Source organism: Streptomyces sp. NPDC006733 (assembly GCF_040636125.1).
In the GTDB taxonomy this organism is placed as follows: Bacteria; Actinomycetota; Actinomycetes; order Streptomycetales; family Streptomycetaceae; genus Actinacidiphila.
Map to the genome: position 1 here is coordinate 53,615 of NZ_JBEYJD010000010.1, position 15,307 is coordinate 68,921.

A 15,307-nucleotide genomic window follows, 5' to 3' on the forward strand; every position below is an offset into this window, starting at 1 on the left:
GCCAACCCGCTGGACAGATAGTCGTCGCGCAGATAATCTATGGGCAGATCAAACGACTGAGGGAGTCACCCCATGTGGGCATACGAGAGCAGCATCGAGACCGGCGCCACCCCGCAGGCGGTCTGGCGCCTCTGGGCCGACGTCGAGAACTGGGGCGCCTGGAACGCCGAGATCGAGAAGATCGAGATCAGCGGCCCGTTCGCGCCCGGCGCCCGGATCACGATGACGCCGCCCGGGGACGACCCGATCGCGCTGGTCGTCGCCGAGGCGGTCGAGGACGAGCTGTTCGTCGACGAGGCCCGGTTCGGCGATCTGCTGCTGCGCACCACGCACCGGATCGAGCCGCTCGGACAGGACCGGATCCGGGTGGTGTACCGGATGGAGATCAGCGGCGCCGGATCCGACGAGGCCGGGCCGCAGATCGGCCCGGCCATCACCGCCGACTGGCCCGACACCCTGGCGGCCCTGGTCGCGCTGGCAGCACGGAACTGACCGCACGACCCGTCAAGGCCCCGCGGAGCGCCCCCGGTCCGTCCCGCCGCGCGACCCGAGCGGCGGGACCGCGCCGCGCCGGGGCGGACACACCGCACGGCCGTGCCCCGGGTCATCGGCAGGACAGCGGCGACGGGAGAATGGGAGTGATGAACGACGAAGAGATCCTCGCCGAGCGGTTCGAGGCGCACCGCACCCATCTGCGCGCCGTGGCCTACCGCATGCTCGGTTCGCTGAGTGAGGCGGACGACGCCGTGCAGGACGCGTGGCTGCGGGCCAGCCGCGCCGGCACCGACGGGGTGGAGAACCTGGGCGGCTGGCTGACGACGATCGTCGCCCGGGTGTCGCTCGACGTGCTGCGGTCGCGCACCAGCCGCCGCGAGGACCCGCTGGACGTCCATGTCCCCGACCCCGTCATCAGCGGCGCCGACGGTCTCGACCCCGAGCACGAAGTACTGCTGGCGGACTCGGTCGGCCTCGCGCTGCTCGTCGTGCTGGACACGCTGCCGCCGGCGGAGCGGCTCGCCTTTGTCCTGCACGACATGTTCGCCGTGCCCTTCGACGACATCGCCCCCATCGTGGACCGCTCCCCCGCCGCGACCCGCCAGCTCGCCAGCCGGGCCCGGCGCCGCGTCCAGGGAGCGGCCCCGGCGCCGGACGCGGACCGCAGCCGCCAACGCGAGGTCGTCGACGCCTTCATGGCGGCGGCGCGCGGCGGCGACTTCGACGCGCTGGTCGCGGTCCTCGACCCCGACGTCCTGATGCGGGCCGACACCGGCACCGCGGACGGCCGCGTCTCCCGGCTCATCCGCGGGGCACGGCAGGTGGCCCAGCAGGCCGTCACCTTCGCGGCCTACGCCGCCTTCGCCCGTCCCGCCCTCGTCAACGGCACGCCGGGAATCGTCACCGTCCCCGACGGGAAGCTCTTCTCGGTCATGGCCTTCACGGTCGCCGACGGCAAGGTCACCGAGATCAACCTCCTCGCCGACCCGGACCGGCTCGCCGGGCTGCGCTGGGAACCCCGTTCGGACTGAGCCGGACCGGCCGCCGCCCACGCAAGGGCGGCGGCCTTCAGCCCTGCGCCGCGAAGACGTCGTGGGCGGCCTGGTCGAAGAGCACGAAGCGGACCTCGGACACCGTCGTCCCCGCGGCCCGGACCGTCGCCAGGGCGATCCGCGCGCCGTCCTCCATCGGCCACCGGTACACCCCGGTGGAGATCGCCGGAAAGGCCACCGTCCGCGCCCCGAGCTCGTCCGCGACCCGCAGCGACTCCCGGTAGCAGGACGCCAGCAGCTCCGAGCGGTCCTCGTCCGGCGACCAGACCGGACCGACGGTGTGGATCACCCACTGCGCCGGCAGCCGTCCCGCGGTGGTGGCCACGGCCCGGCCGGTCGCCAGGCCCTTCCCGTAGCGGGACGCGCGCAGCGCACGGCACTCCGCCAGGATCTCCGGCCCGCCCTTGCGGTGGATCGCCCCGTCGACTCCCCCGCCGCCCAGCAGCGAGGAGTTGGCGGCGTTGACGATCGCGTCGACGTGCTGTCCGGTGATGTCGCCGAGGGCGAGGCTGACGGTGACCATGCCGCCATCCTCCCAGACGTGCCGTCCCCGGAGACGATGCAGCGCCGCCGGTCACGTCCGTCCGGGGCGGTCGGCGGGGGACATCCGAAACGGTGACTGGAGGCGTCCCGGCGGGGTCCGGGAAGGTGGGGGCAGTACTCCGGGTGCGGTCGCGGGTGGGGCGGCGGCGGTGTGCTGTTCGCCTCCCATCAGCAGACCGCCGGAAGGGCCAGGGATGACGACCCCCAACAACGCGGGCAACGGCGGCGGGATGGCCGGCTACTCGGTCACCCCGGAGGGCGTCGCCTCGGCGGCCGCCTACGTGACCACGCAGGCCGTCGACGTCGACGCCAAGATCGCCGCGCTGCGCACCTACGTCGCCGGCCTGGGCAACATCTGGCAGGGCTCCGCGCACGCCGCGTTCGAGACGCTGATGATGGACTACGACATCTACGCGCGGATGATGCACGACGCGCTCTCCGACATCGCCTCCGGGCTGCGCGGCAACTACGTCAGCTACACCGAGTCGGAGCAGGCGAACCTCGCCAACCTCCGCCACGTGCAGCTGCCCGCCGCCAAGTTCTGACGATCCGCCCCGCCCCTCCACGACAGGAGCACCGGCATGAGCAACTTCTCCGACGCCGTCCCGATCAGCGTCCAGCAGGAGCTGGAGACCGCGGGCCCGTACCTGAACGCGCAGGCGGCCGAGATCTCCGAGGAGCTGCACCGGCTCGCCGAGTACCTGAACACGCTGCCGGACATCTGGCAGGGTGCGGCCTCCGGGTACTACCAGGGGCTGCAGGCCGAGTGGAACATCGCCGCCGACGGCCTGTTCGGACCCACCGGGGTACTCGGCCAGATCGCCCACGCGATGAACGCCAACTGGGCCAACTACAGCGACGCCGAGTGGGCCAACTCCCGTACGTGGACGCACGGCTGACCCGCCGCAGGGGTTGGTCCGACAGGCCTCGACGACGGCCCCCGCACCCTCACTGAACGATTCCGAGAGAGTTCCGCATGGCTGACAAGCACTGCCGCGTGACGGTGGTCGGCACGCGCAAGCGTGTGGACCTCGCGGTCCCCGCCGCCGCTCCGATCGCGGAGTACGTCACGACGCTGGCCCACCTGTGCGGCGAGGAGGAACTGGAGGAGCTGCCGGCCGCGTGGTCGCTCGCGCTGGTCAACGGCCGCACCCTGCACCCGGTCTCCTCGCTCGGTGACGCCGGCGTGGTGGACGGCCAGCTGCTCTACCTGCGGGACGCCGCCGAGGGCGAGTTCGAGGAACCCCTCGTCAGGGACCTCGACGAGATGATCGCCGAGGTCGCCGACTCCTTCGGGGACCTGCGCTGGACCCCCCGCACCCGCGCCGCCACCGTCGCGGTGCTCGGGGCGGCCTGGCTGGCGGCCGCCTGCCTGGTGCCGGCGGTGTCCGCCAGTTGGCCGGGGAGGTCGGCCGGCCCGCTCGCGCTGGGCCTCGGCTTCGTCCTGCTCTTCACCGCCTGGGGCCTGCGGCGCAGCGGTGCCGCCCCGTCAGCACAGCCGGCACAGCCCACCCTGCCGAACCGGCTGGCGCTGCCGCTCGCGCTGGCCACGGTCCCCTGCCTGGCGGTTGCCGGGTGGTTCCTGCCCGACCCGTCGGCCGGCAGCCCGCTCGGCGCGGCACTCGGCGCGATGGTCGGCGCGGCCGCCGCGCTCGGCGCGGTGCCGTCGGTGACGGGTGCGGCGGTACTGGTGCTCGGTGTGGCGGGCGCGGGCGTCGTCGGCCTGCTGGCCGCCCTGCGCACGGACCTGACCGAGGGCGCGGCGGCCGTCGCGGTGGCCGGCTACGGCATGCTGCTGGCCGCCCCTTCGCTGGCCGGCCGGCTCGCCGCGGCCTGGCCGGTCACCACCGAGGAGGGCGGCGTCGCGGGCTCCGACGACAGCCTGGTCCGGACGGTGGTGCTGCGCGCCCGCAACGTCCTGCTCGGCTGGACCTGCGCGGTCTCCCTCGTCGTGGCCGGCTGCCTCGCCGTGCTGGGTGCCGCGCACGGCGGGTACGCGCCCGCCCTGGCCTGCTGCCTGGCGGTCGCGCTCCTGCTGCGGGCCGGTACGTTCCGGCTGCTGGGCGAGGCGGTCCCGGTCGTGCTCTGCGGCGCGGCCGGCCTGTTCAGCGCGCTGCTGGCCGTCCCCGCGACGACGCCGGCCCCCGAGTGGGCCGGCCCGGTGGCGGTCGCCGCCGCCGGAGCCGTGCTGCTGGGCACCGGCGCCGCGCTCGCCTTCCGGCGCCCGGGGGGCCGGACCGAACGGCCGAAGGCCCTGCGGGCGGTGGCCGGGCTCTGCTCGGTGGCCGCGATCCCGCTGGCGATCGGTGTGTTCGGGGTGTTCCAGCACCTGACGACGTACGGACACCACCTGTGAGACGGCCGAGCGGGACGGCTCTCCTCCTCGCGCACCCGCGCTCCCTCCGCCGGCACCACGCGCTGTCACACCGGTACTTCGGACGCCGGACGGATGTGGCCGGGCAGCCACCGCGCCGGACCCGACTCGTCGACGTACCCCAGCGCGATGGCCTTGCGCGTCAGTTCCGCCTTGTTGCCGGCGTTGAGCTTGGCGCGGATGCGCTTCACGTACGTGTTGACGGTGGACTCGGTAAGTCCCATGCGGCGGGCTATCTGGCCGTGGGTGTACCCCTTGGCGATCAGCCGCAGCGTCTCCACCTCGCGGCGGGCCAGGCACTGGCCCTCGCCGGGGGACATGCGGCCGAGTTCGGCGTGCAGATGGGTGGCGAGCCCCGACGCGAGGTAGAAGCCGCCCCGGGCCACCGCCTCGACCGCGGACAGGAACTCCGTGTCGTCGGTGTGCTTGGTGACGAAGCCGTGCGCTCCGGCCTTCACCGCGGCCAGCAGATGGTCGCGCTCGTCGGACGGCGACATGACCAGCACCGCGCTCTCGACGCTCAGCGCGCCGATCGCCTGCAGCGAGGCCTCGGCGGGATAGGGAGCGGGATCGAGGACGACCACGTCGGGAGTGAGCCCGGTCTCCGAGAATTCATCCAGTGTTCCCACCGACGCGATGACTTCGAGCCAGGAACTGCGGGCAAGGACTTGCTCGATCCCCATTCGGGTAATGCGGTGGTCTTCGACAATGCCAACGGTAGGCATGACTCGGCCCTTCGATCTACCCATTCCCCGTATAGCCGTCTCCTGCGGCCCTTCTATGGGCGTCCACGCCAAGTTCTATCATTTTCCGCCTCTTGCGGTCGCCACCACCTGCACGCCCTTGCCCGCGACCTACCGGCCGCCGCGGCACCGGACGCGACCCGACGGGAATCGCGTCCCGAAATCGACCTGAAGTTCGTCCGAAACTCGTGGGTGCTTCGCGCCCGCTCACACCCCGGAGTTGGGTAATGGCTGAATCCGAGCAGCAGTCCGAGCAGCAGGAGGGCATGGACCGGCGCGGTCTGGCCGCCGCGTTCGTCAACGAGGTGCGGCAGCCGGGGAGCCGGCCGCGGATGCTGCCGCGGGCCTGGGCGGTCGGCATCATCGTCGCGGTGGTCGGCGCCGGGGCGGTCGGGATCGGGATGATGGCCGCGAACGACGGTCACGCGGGCGACGGCAAGGACGCGGTCAAGGCCGCGGCGAAGAAGCCGGTGGCCGGACCGGGCAGCCCCACCGCGGGCCAGAGGTACCCGACCCAGCCGGCGAACGGCGGGTCGGGCGGACCGGGCGGCACCGGGCCCGGCCCCGTCATCCCCGGCACGGCCGACGGACCCGGCCCCGTCCCGGCGGGCGGCTCCGACGGCACCGTCCCCGGCGCGCCCCCCTCCGCCGCGGGCCCTGTCACGGGCTCCCGCCCGGGCACCACCGCGGCCGCCCCGCCGGCCAACCGCAACAGCCTGGCCGTGCGGAAGCCCGCCTACACCGCGGTGGCCGGCTACGGCTGCGCGAAGACCGACACGTACGGCTTCGCCGAGCACGGGCGCAACAGCAACGGGATCAAGGGCTGGTACACGGTCAAGAGCGGCGGCTGGAAGGCCGACGGCTGCAACGGGCAGTTCGACGCGATGCCGATGTCGGGCTCCGCCACCAAGGACGACAGCGACAACTACGCCACCTGGTACTTCCGGCCGGTGGCGGTACTGACCAAGGGGACCTGCCAGGTCCAGATCTACGTCCCCAACGACAAGGACATCACCCATGTCGGCGGCAACCCCGCCCACTTCGAGGTGTTCAACTCCTTCAACCTCTCCGACAAGCCGATCCACGACTTCGACATGTCCCAGTCCGGTCGCCTGGGGACCTGGGTGCAGGTGGGCTCCTTCCCCATCACCAAGGGGCTGCTGATGATCAAGCTGGACAGCCGGGGGCTGGACTGGCACGGCAGCACGGAGACCCACGCGCACCTGGCCGTCACCCAGATGCGCGCGACCTGCAACTGACCCGCCACCGGTCCCGTCGGCCCGGACCGTGACCGCCCCGAGGGCGACTGATTGGACGGAGCTCGCGTGAGCCAGAAGTGGGTGCGGGTCGCCCAGCGCGGCTGGGGTGTGCAGCACACCATCGGCGCGGCGGTGCGCGGCGCCGCGGACGGCGCGACCGTCTCCGTCATGCCCGGGGAGTACCAGGAGAGCGTCCTGCTGGAGCGGGACGTGTCGCTGGTGGCGGAGAAGGGGCCGGGCACGGTGCGCATCACGCCCGCCCGGGGGCCGGCGCTCACCGTGTCCGCGGGCAGCCCCTCGGTACGCGGGCTGGTCCTGGCGGGCGCGGACCCGGCGGAGCCCGCCGTCGTGCTCAGCGGCGGCGCGCCCGTGCTCGACGGCTGCGAGGTCGTCGGCGGCCGGGTCGACGTGACCGGGCGGGCCGCGCCCACGCTGCGCGACTGCCGCGTCCACCGGGCGGCCGGTGCCGGACTGCGGCTGGCCGGCGACAGCCGGGCCGTCGTCGAGGACTGCACGGTCGCGGACGTGGACGGCGTCGGCGTGCAGGTCACCGAGGGCGCCGCGCCCGTCGTCCGCGGGACCGCGGTCGGCCCGTCCACCGCCGAGGGACTGGAGTTGGGCGGCACGCACGGCGGCACGTTCGAGCGCTGCGAGGTGACCGGCAGCGGGGGCGCGGCCGTCCGTGTCGTCGGCGCCGCGGCCCCGCGCCTGCGCTCCTGCCGCCTGCACGGCAACCGCGCGGCGGGCGTGCACGTCTCGGCGGCCACCCCCGTGCCGCCCGACGCCCCCGCACCCAGCGCGGAGGGCGCTTCGGGCAGCGCCGCGGCGGACCGGGACGCGGCCGACAGCGCCGCTGACGCGAGCGGAACGGTCCTGCACGACTGCGAGATCTCCGGGACCGGAACCGCCGGGCTGCTGGCCGACGAGGACGCCCGCGTCCTGCTGCGCGACTGCCGGATCTCCCGCACCGGCGGGGCGGGGATCATCGCCGTCGACCGCAGCCACCTGCGGCTGCACGCCACCACCACCGCCGACACCGGAGACACCGGCCTGGCCCTGGGCGGTGACGCGGTGGTGCGCGCCGACGGCGGCGGCTTCCTGCGCGCCGCCGGCAACGGGGTCTACGCCGCCGGTGACAGCGAACTGACCCTGACCGGCTGCGAGGTCGCCGACGCCGGGTACAGCGGCATCCACCTCGGCGAGGGCGCCGGCGCGGTGCTGACCGGCTGCCGGCTGCACGACACGCCGGAGCACGGGATCCGCGCCACCGGCAACTCCCTGCTGCGCGCGCACGACACCGGCATCGAGCGGGCCGGGATGGCCGGGGTGTCGGTGGAGGAACGCGCCGACGCGGCCCTGCGCGGCTGCACGGTGCGGGGCACCGGCACCGGCGTCCGCCTGCACACCCCGCACCGCCCGCTGCTCGACGACTGCGAGATCGCTGACACCGAGGGCACCGGCGTGGAGATCGGCGCGGGCACCGGAGCGCTGCTGCACGGGACGCGGATCCACCGCACCGGCGGGTCGGGGCTGCTCGCCGCGGCGGACAGCACCCCCGCGCTGGACGGCTGCGAGATCGCCGACACCCAGGGCAGCGGCATCGTGATCCGCGCCGGCGCCCGGCCCGTCGTGCGGAACACCTCCGTCGCGCGCACGGCCAAGAACGGGGTGTACCAGGATGACGGTTCGCACGGCGTCCTGGAGGACTGCGCGCTGTCCGCGACGGGCTTCCCCGCCCTGTACGTCGGCCGGGCCGCCGACCCGGCCGTCCGCCGCTGCCTGTTCCACGACACCGCCGAGGACGTCGCCGCGGCCGACGGTGCGGCGCCGGTGATCGAGGAGTGCCGCGCGGACCGGGTGAAGGTCTCCACCCTGCCGGCGTCGGAGCGCCGGGTGCTGCCGGCGGGACCGGCCGGCATCGGGCGCGCCCTGCCCGGCGACGCCGCCGCCGAGGACGTGCGCAAGGACACCGGGGACACCGGCGACGCCGCGGAGGAGTCGTTGGAGACGCTGCTCGCGGAACTGCACCGGCTGGTCGGCCTCGAACGCGTCAAGCGCGATGTCGGAACCATGGTCAACCTCATGCAACTGGTGCGCCGGCGCCAGGAACTGGGCCTTCCGCCGCCCCCCACCAGCCGGCACCTGGTGTTCGCCGGCAACCCCGGCACCGGCAAGACCACCGTGGCCCGCCTGTACGGGCGGATCCTGCACGCCCTGGGCATGCTCTCCAGCGGCCACCTCGTCGAGGCGGACCGCGGCGACCTGGTCGGCGAGTACGTCGGCCACACCGCGCCCAAGACCACAGCGGTCTTCCGCCGCGCGCTGGGCGGGGTGCTGTTCATCGACGAGGCGTACGCGCTGGTACCGCGCGGCCAGGGCGGCGACTTCGGCCAGGAGGCCATCTCCACCCTGGTCAAACTGATGGAGGACCACCGCGACGAGATCGTCGTCATCGCCGCCGGCTACCCCGGCGACATGCAGCGGTTCGTGGACGGCAACCCGGGCCTGGCCTCCCGGTTCACCCGTACCCTGACCTTCGACGACTACCTCGGCGCCGAACTCGTCGACATCGTCGCCCACCAGGCCGAGCAGCACCGCTACGACCTGCCGGAGGAGACCGTCGCCGCGCTGGCCGGCTACTTCACCGCCCTGCCGCGGGACGAGGGCTTCGGCAACGGCCGCACCGCCCGGCAGGTCTTCCAGCGGATGACCGAACGGCACGCCCAGCGGGTGTCCGGCGTCGCGGACCTGACCGCCGAGGACCTCTCCCTCGTCCTCCCCGAGGACCTGCCGGAGCTGGGGACGCCGGTCTAGGGCCGGTCCTCGCCCCGGCCACCGCCGGGCCGGTCAGTCCGACTTCGGGGCCGGGGTGACGTCCGGCAGGATGGAGTTCCAGTCGGCGGACGCGTACGCCTGGGCGGCCAGGTTCAGCCGGCCGATGTACCCGCCGACGAGCTCGACGGTGTCCGCGACCTGGCGCAGCGCGCGGGTCATCTCCGGCCCGATGATCGGGGCGAACTTGTGGGCCGCCTCCTGGACGGGCTTGTCGTACGACGTCTGCGGGCGCAGCGGTCCCGGCCCGGCACCGCCGGCGATGGCCGCCGGGTCGCTCCACATGACGGTGCTGGTGGCTTCCTGTCCCCAGAAGCTGCTGCTGGCCAGCACCCCCTTGACCCGGGCGTTCAGGTTGTTGTACCCGTCCACCAGGGGTTTGGTGCTGTTCAGCAGGGTCTGCTCGGTGCTCAGGATCGTCGCCAGGTTCACCGAGAGCGGTGCGTGGGCGACCGGGGTGACGGGCGCCTGGCCCGGTGCCGGCGCGGTCCCGGCCTGGCCGATGATCACCGGCGGGGTCGTCCAGAGCATGGCCAGGGTCGGGTCGGCCATCGGGGCGGCGGGGGTGGCGTCGTCACCGCCCGAGGCGTTGGGGTCCGGCTCCTTGTAGAGCGGGGACTTCAGCGGTTCGACCATGGTGACTCCGGTTCCTGGAGCGGGCCCCGGGCGCCGGAACAGCACCCGCGGCCTGACCTGACGGCGTACGGACGGGGCATACCGTCCCCCATCGTTCCGTGGGGGCCGCCCCGGGCGGGAGGTCCCTGTTAGGGGACACCGCGGTGCCAGAAAGCGGAGATGTCGGGGCCCCGCGACGGCTGCCTAGACTCCGGCGGGAGCCAGCCGTACCGACGTCCCCGCGTACCGACGCACCGGGGTTTCCCCCGCGCGAACGCGAACCCGACCATCCATCTGGGAGTGCCTGCCGTGTCCTTCACCTTGCAGGAGCTCCGGATCGCCCTGCACGACCTCCAGGAGGCCGCCGAGACGGTGCGGCGCAAGGGCGAGGACATCCAGCAGGAGATCGCGAACATCAACGCCGCCCTGGCGGTGGTGGGACCCGGCTGGATCGGCCCGGCCGGCACCTCCTTCGCCGCGATCAAGCAGGTCTACGCCGACGACATGGACGTCCTCGTCTCCCTCCTGGAGGAGATGGTGAAGCGCATGCGGCACGCGTACGCCACCTACCACGCGATGGAACTGGCCAACTACCGGAACGTCGCGTCCTGAACGCCGCGTCCCGCAGACCGTCGCCCCCCGAACCCCGGCACCCTCCGGGGTCACGTCACGTCCCGATGCGGAGAAGCCATGTCCACGCCGCGACCCGCGACCGCCTACGACACCGTCATCATCACGGTGACCCCCGAGGACCTGCTGACCGCCGCGACCACGGTCTCCCAGGCGATCGTCCGCATCGTGCACGACCTCAGCGACATCAACGGCACCCTGGGCGAACTCCAACTGGGCTGGGCCGGGGACACCGCGACGAAGGCCCAGGAGTTCTCCGACCAGTGGTCCGCCTGCATGACGGAGATGTTCGGCAGGAAGGACCACGCGGCGGACGGCATCCTCAACCGCCTGGTGGACGCCCTGGCCGGCGCGCGGGGCAACTACGACGCGACCGAGAGCTACGTCGTGGACCAGCTGTTCGGCCCCCTCACCACGGCGCTCAACGCACCGCCGACCCCCGGTGCCGCACCCCCGCCGGACACGACGGTGAACGACCCGACCCTGACCGCGGTCAGCGAGACCTTCGGCACGTGACCCCCTGACCGGCACCACCGCCCAGCCCGAGCACCGAGAGGCACTTCAGGTGATCACCCGTCAGGCCCCGTGCACCGCACGGACCGCCGCCGCGAAGGGGGTCCGCGCATGAGCAGGGTCCCCTTCCACCGCCCCACCCGCGCCCTCCCACCGGCCCTGCCGGACCAGCGGGTGGTGCTGCCGGCCCCGCCGCAGACCCCGCAGAACACCGGGGCCACCGCCACCACCTGGCTGACACTGCTGCTGCCCCTGATGAGCAGCATCAGCATGGCCGCGTACATGGTCATGTACCGCAAGCCGCTGCTGATCGCGCTGGGCGTGGTGTTCGTGCTGATCTCGGTGGGCGCCACCGTCGCGGTCCGCTACCAGATGACCAGCGTGACCCGGCAGAACAAGGCACGGCAGCGCGAGCGCTACCTGCGGTACCTGACCGAGGTCCGGCAGACCGCCCGCCAGGTGGCCGGCGGTCAGCGGCTCGCCGCGGGCTGGCTGCACCCCTCGCCGGAGCGGCTGTGGGCACTGGCCGAACGCCGCCGCCGGGTCTGGGAACGACGGGCCTCCGACGACGACTTCCTGCGGGTGCGGCTGGGCCAGGGCCGGGCCGCGCTCGCCACCCCGATCCAGCTCGGCGCGCGCAACGACCCGATGGCGGACTACGACGAGCAGACCCACGCCGCCGCGCAGCGGGTCATCGACCAGGCCGGGAAGGTCGGCCGCCAGCCCGCCCTGGTGGACCTCGCCAAGGCGGGCGTGGTCAGCATCCTGGGTCCGGTGGACCGGACCCGGGCGCTGGCCCGTTCGCTGCTCTGCCAGCTCGCCGTCCTGCACGCCCCCGACGACGTCACCGTCGTGGTGTGCACCGGCGGCAGCCCCGACTGGGAGTGGGCGAAGTGGCTCCCGCACGTGCACGAGGCCGGCGCCGCCGGTCCGGCCGGGGTCGTCCCGCCGGTGGCGGACGACTTCGGCTCGCTCGCCGATGTCCTGGAGTCCGCGCTGCTGCGCGCCCAGAACGAACGGGCCACACGCCGGGGCCCGATGAAGATCGGCCAGGCGGGGGCGCCCGTGCACCGGCTCGTCGTCCTGCTCGACTCCTACGACCCGGCCGCCGACTGGGCCCGCGGCACGGTCGCGACCGCGCTGCTCGAAGCCGCCGGGCCCGACCTGGGCATCACCGTGGTCTGCCTGGTCGCCGCGGAGCGCGACGAACCGACCCGCACCGAGGTGCGGGCCCGCGTCGGCGCGGACGGCTCGCTGCTGCTGGAGGGCCGCCGCGGCGAGCTGTACAGCACCGTCGAGAACGGCGTCGCGGACGCCCCCGACCCGGTGCTGTGCGAACTCACCGCGCGGGCGCTGGCCCCGCTGAGCCTGTCGGAGGAGGCCGAGCAGCTGCTGGCGCGGACCATCACCCTGCCCGAGATGCTCGGCACGCCCGACGTGGCGGCGTTCGACCCGTCCGAAGGATGGACCCCGGCCGGCGACGAACGGCTGCTGCGGCTGCCGATCGGCCTGTCCGGGGACGGCGACCCGGTCGTGCTGGACCTCAAGGAGTCCGCCCAGGGCGGTATGGGGCCGCACGGCCTGGTCGTCGGCGCCACCGGCTCCGGCAAGAGCGAACTGCTGCGCACCATGGTCACCGGTCTCGCCATGACGCACTCCCCCGAACACCTCAGCCTGGTACTGATCGACTTCAAGGGCGGCGCCACCTTCGCCGGGATCACCGGACTGCCGCACGTGTCCGGGCTCATCACCAACCTGGCCGACGACCTGTCGCTGGTCGACCGGGTGCGGGCCGCCCTGCACGGCGAGCAGCAGCGCCGCCAGCGGCTGCTGCGCGACGCCGGGAACGTCGACTCGCTGCGCGAGTACCAGCTGCGCCAGGCGGCGGGCGGGAGCGACGTCAACGGCAAGCCGCTCGAACCGCTGCCGTACCTGCTCATCATGGTCGACGAGTTCGGCGAACTGCTCTCCCAGCGGGCCGACTTCATCGACCTGTTCGTCCAGATCGGCCGCGTGGGCCGCAGCCTCGGCATGCACCTGCTGCTGGCCACCCAGCGGCTGGAGGAGGGACGGCTGCGGGGCCTGGAGTCGCACCTGTCGTACCGGATCTGCCTGCGGACCTTCAGCGCCGCGGAGAGCCGCGCCGTCATCGGCACCCCGGACGCCTACCAGCTGCCCTCGATCCCGGGATCCGCCTACCTCAAGGTGGACGAGTCGCTGTACCAGCGCTTCCGCGTCGCGCATATCTCCGGGCCCTACCGGGCGCCGGGCGAGGGCGAGGGCAGGGCGGGCGGCGCACCGCCGGTCGTCCCGTACGAACTGCGCACCCCGCCGCAGGAGGAGCCCGAGGAAGCCGTCGTCCCGCAGCAGGTGGCCCTGCCCGCGGGGCCGACCGAGATGCAGGTGGCCGTCGAGCACGTCTGCCGGTTCGGCCAGTCGGTGCACCAGGTCTGGCTGCCGCCGCTGCCGCCGGCCATCCCGCTCGACAGCCTGCTCGGCCCCCTTTCCGACGTGCCGGGACGCGGGCGCCAGGCCGGACTGTGGTCCGGCGCCGGCCGACTCGCCTTCCCGGTGGGCGTCATCGACCTGCCGCTCCAGCAGCAGCAACTGCCCCTGCAGTTCGACTTCGACCGCGCCCACGGCAACCTCGCACTGGTGGGCGCCCCGCAGACCGGCAAGAGCACCATGCTGCGCACGATGCTGCTGTCCGCGATGCTCACCCACACCCCCGACGAGGCGCAGTTCTACTGCCTGGACTTCGGCGGCGGCAGTCTGTACCCGCTGGAGAGCGCCCCGCACGTGGGCGCGGTCGCCGGGCGCCGGGACGTCCAGCGGGCCCGCCGGGTGCTGGCCGAGACCGCGCGCCTGATGGCGGCCCGCGAGCAGCTCTTCGGTGAGCTGGGCGTCGACTCGGTGGCCGGCTTCCGCGCGATGCGCAAGGCCGGGAAGCTGCCGGCCGGCACCCGGGCCGCGGACGTGTTCCTGCTGCTCGACAACTGGGGCGCGATCAAAGCCGAGTTGGAGGACGTCGAGGCGTCCGTGGTGGAGATCGCCTCGCGCGGGCTGGGCGTCGGGGTGCACGTGGTCCTGACCGCCAACCGCTGGGCCGACGTGCGGATGAACCTGCGGGACAGCATCGGCGGGCGGCTGGAACTGCGGCTGAACGACCCGACGGAGTCCGAGGTCAGCCGCCAGGTGAGCCGGCAGATCCCGCACGGCGTCCCCGGGCGCGGAGCCGTGCCGCCCGGCGTGCTCTACCAGGCGGTGCTCCCCCGGCTCGACGGCCAGGAGAGTGCCGACGGCCTGGCCGAGGCCCAGGAGGAGGCGGTCGCGAAGATCACCGCTTCCTGGACGGGGCCGGTCGCCCCGCCGGTGCGGGTCCTGCCGGAACGCGTCCTGCTCTCCGCCGTCGACCGGCAGGCCCCGTCGGCGGGCGCCGAGGTGCCCGTCGGCCTGGGCGAACTCGACCTGGAACCGGTCGGCATCACGATGGGCACGGCCGATCCGCACTTCCTGGTGCTCGGGGACGCCGCCAGCGGCAAGTCGACCTTCCTGCGCACCTGGATGCGCGGCACGGCCGCCCGCCGCACCGCCTGGGAAGCCCGGTTCATGGTCATCGACTACCGGCGCAGCCTCCAGGACGCCGTCCCGGAGGAGTACATCGGTGCCTACGCGGGCGACGCCCACGCCGCCGAGGCCTACACGCAGCAGCTCATGGCCAAGCTCGACGAGCGGATGCCGCCGCCCGGCATCTCCGCCGCGCAACTGAAGGCCCGCGACTGGTGGGAGGGCCCCGAGCTGTACGTCGTGGTCGACGACTACGACCTGGTCGCCTCCGGGGGCCGGCAGTCCCCGGTGGCCGGACTCGCCGAGTACGTCACCCAGGCCCGGGAGATCGGCCTGCACGTGGTCCTGGCGCGCCGGGTCGCCGGCATCGGCCGCCCGCTGATGGCCGACCCCCTGCTGTCGCGTGTCAAGGAGCTGGGCTCCGGAGGGCTCGTCCTGTCCGGCGACCCCCGCGAGGGCCTGCTCCTCGGCGACCAGCGGGCCGCCCAGCGGCCACCGGGCCGCGGCGTCCTGGTCCGGCGGGGCAGCCCGGTGACGCTGCTGCAGGTCGCGGTCTCCGACGAGGACGCGGCGGACGACGCGGCCGGCGACGGGGCGTAGGGCAGGTCGGGCGGGGTCGGTCGAACGCAGGCGGTTCGGCAGTTCAGCAGTTCAGCGGTGGTTCAGGCAGTTCAGCGGTGGTTC

13 protein-coding genes are annotated in these 15,307 nt (G+C 73.8%); 10 read left to right on the forward strand and 3 right to left on the reverse strand.

Annotation, left to right across the window (positions count from 1 at the left end; translation table 11 throughout):
- The first annotated feature begins 72 nt into the window (after positions 1-72).
- Positions 73-492 carry an SRPBCC family protein gene (locus ABZ721_RS11410; RefSeq protein WP_358788394.1) on the forward strand — a complete coding sequence of 140 codons (420 nt, stop codon included), beginning with the start codon at positions 73-75 and terminating at the stop codon, positions 490-492.
- A 149-nt stretch (positions 493-641) separates the two neighbouring features.
- A complete protein-coding gene (gene sigJ, locus ABZ721_RS11415) occupies positions 642-1,526 on the forward strand; it encodes an RNA polymerase sigma factor SigJ (RefSeq protein ID WP_358788395.1) in 885 nt (294 codons plus the stop codon).
- A 37-nt stretch (positions 1,527-1,563) separates the two neighbouring features.
- Here sigJ and ABZ721_RS11420 read toward each other — a convergent pair whose 3' ends face one another.
- Positions 1,564-2,070, reverse strand: a complete 507-nt coding sequence (locus ABZ721_RS11420) for an O-acetyl-ADP-ribose deacetylase (protein WP_358788396.1) — start codon at positions 2,068-2,070, stop codon at positions 1,564-1,566.
- A gap of 214 nt (positions 2,071-2,284) precedes the next feature.
- Here ABZ721_RS11420 and ABZ721_RS11425 point away from each other — a divergent pair, with 214 nt between their 5' ends.
- The 3 genes from ABZ721_RS11425 (at position 2,285) to eccD (ending at position 4,446) form a co-directional block, all read left to right on the forward strand.
- The gene (locus ABZ721_RS11425) at positions 2,285-2,635 is read left to right on the forward strand and encodes a WXG100 family type VII secretion target (RefSeq protein WP_358788397.1); all 351 of its coding nucleotides are present in this window, start codon (positions 2,285-2,287) and stop codon (positions 2,633-2,635) included.
- Positions 2,636-2,671: 36 nt separating this feature from the next.
- Positions 2,672-2,989: a WXG100 family type VII secretion target gene (locus tag ABZ721_RS11430; RefSeq protein WP_358788398.1), complete on the forward strand. Its 318-nt coding sequence runs from the start codon at positions 2,672-2,674 to the stop codon at positions 2,987-2,989.
- A gap of 77 nt (positions 2,990-3,066) precedes the next feature.
- On the forward strand, positions 3,067-4,446 hold the full coding sequence (gene eccD / locus ABZ721_RS11435; RefSeq protein ID WP_358788399.1) for a type VII secretion integral membrane protein EccD: 1,380 nt from the start codon (positions 3,067-3,069) through the stop codon (positions 4,444-4,446).
- A 65-nt stretch (positions 4,447-4,511) separates the two neighbouring features.
- Here eccD and ABZ721_RS11440 read toward each other — a convergent pair whose 3' ends face one another.
- Entirely contained in the window at positions 4,512-5,213 is a 702-nt protein-coding gene (locus tag ABZ721_RS11440) for a response regulator transcription factor (RefSeq protein ID WP_358788400.1), read from the reverse strand.
- A gap of 221 nt (positions 5,214-5,434) precedes the next feature.
- Between ABZ721_RS11440 and ABZ721_RS11445 the strand changes: the two genes are divergently transcribed.
- Together ABZ721_RS11445 and ABZ721_RS11450 are read left to right on the forward strand one after the other, a co-directional pair.
- Positions 5,435-6,466 (forward strand): hypothetical protein, encoded by a 1,032-nt coding sequence (locus tag ABZ721_RS11445; protein ID WP_358788401.1) that lies wholly within the window; start codon positions 5,435-5,437, stop codon positions 6,464-6,466.
- Positions 6,467-6,532: 66 nt separating this feature from the next.
- Complete coding sequence (locus ABZ721_RS11450; RefSeq protein ID WP_358788402.1) at positions 6,533-9,280, forward strand: right-handed parallel beta-helix repeat-containing protein; 2,748 nt, start codon at positions 6,533-6,535, stop codon at positions 9,278-9,280.
- A gap of 33 nt (positions 9,281-9,313) precedes the next feature.
- Here ABZ721_RS11450 and ABZ721_RS11455 read toward each other — a convergent pair whose 3' ends face one another.
- Positions 9,314-9,934 carry a hypothetical protein gene (locus ABZ721_RS11455; protein ID WP_358788403.1) on the reverse strand — a complete coding sequence of 207 codons (621 nt, stop codon included), beginning with the start codon at positions 9,932-9,934 and terminating at the stop codon, positions 9,314-9,316.
- Positions 9,935-10,222: 288 nt separating this feature from the next.
- On the opposite strand from ABZ721_RS11455, the gene ABZ721_RS11460 reads away from it, so the two are divergent.
- The 3 genes from ABZ721_RS11460 (at position 10,223) to eccCb (ending at position 15,223) form a co-directional block, all read left to right on the forward strand.
- Positions 10,223-10,525, forward strand: a complete 303-nt coding sequence (locus ABZ721_RS11460) for a WXG100 family type VII secretion target (protein ID WP_358788404.1) — start codon at positions 10,223-10,225, stop codon at positions 10,523-10,525.
- Between the two features lie 78 nt (positions 10,526-10,603).
- On the forward strand, positions 10,604-11,059 hold the full coding sequence (locus ABZ721_RS11465) for a WXG100 family type VII secretion target (RefSeq protein ID WP_358788405.1): 456 nt from the start codon (positions 10,604-10,606) through the stop codon (positions 11,057-11,059).
- 108 nt (positions 11,060-11,167) lie between these two features.
- Positions 11,168-15,223, forward strand: a complete 4,056-nt coding sequence (eccCb, locus tag ABZ721_RS11470) for a type VII secretion protein EccCb (protein WP_358788406.1) — start codon at positions 11,168-11,170, stop codon at positions 15,221-15,223.
- The last annotated feature ends 84 nt before the right edge of the window (positions 15,224-15,307 follow it).

Coding starts and splice junctions, on each gene's coding strand:
- ABZ721_RS11410 (WP_358788394.1), top strand. CDS start 73: ATGTGGGCATACGAGAGCAGCATCGAGACCGGCGCCACCCCGCAGGCG.
- sigJ (WP_358788395.1), top strand. CDS start 642: ATGAACGACGAAGAGATCCTCGCCGAGCGGTTCGAGGCGCACCGCACC.
- ABZ721_RS11420 (WP_358788396.1), bottom strand. CDS start 2,070: ATGGTCACCGTCAGCCTCGCCCTCGGCGACATCACCGGACAGCACGTC.
- ABZ721_RS11425 (WP_358788397.1), top strand. CDS start 2,285: ATGACGACCCCCAACAACGCGGGCAACGGCGGCGGGATGGCCGGCTAC.
- ABZ721_RS11430 (WP_358788398.1), top strand. CDS start 2,672: ATGAGCAACTTCTCCGACGCCGTCCCGATCAGCGTCCAGCAGGAGCTG.
- eccD (WP_358788399.1), top strand. CDS start 3,067: ATGGCTGACAAGCACTGCCGCGTGACGGTGGTCGGCACGCGCAAGCGT.
- ABZ721_RS11440 (WP_358788400.1), bottom strand. CDS start 5,213: ATGGGTAGATCGAAGGGCCGAGTCATGCCTACCGTTGGCATTGTCGAA.
- ABZ721_RS11445 (WP_358788401.1), top strand. CDS start 5,435: ATGGCTGAATCCGAGCAGCAGTCCGAGCAGCAGGAGGGCATGGACCGG.
- ABZ721_RS11455 (WP_358788403.1), bottom strand. CDS start 9,934: ATGGTCGAACCGCTGAAGTCCCCGCTCTACAAGGAGCCGGACCCCAAC.
- ABZ721_RS11465 (WP_358788405.1), top strand. CDS start 10,604: ATGTCCACGCCGCGACCCGCGACCGCCTACGACACCGTCATCATCACG.
- eccCb (WP_358788406.1), top strand. CDS start 11,168: ATGAGCAGGGTCCCCTTCCACCGCCCCACCCGCGCCCTCCCACCGGCC.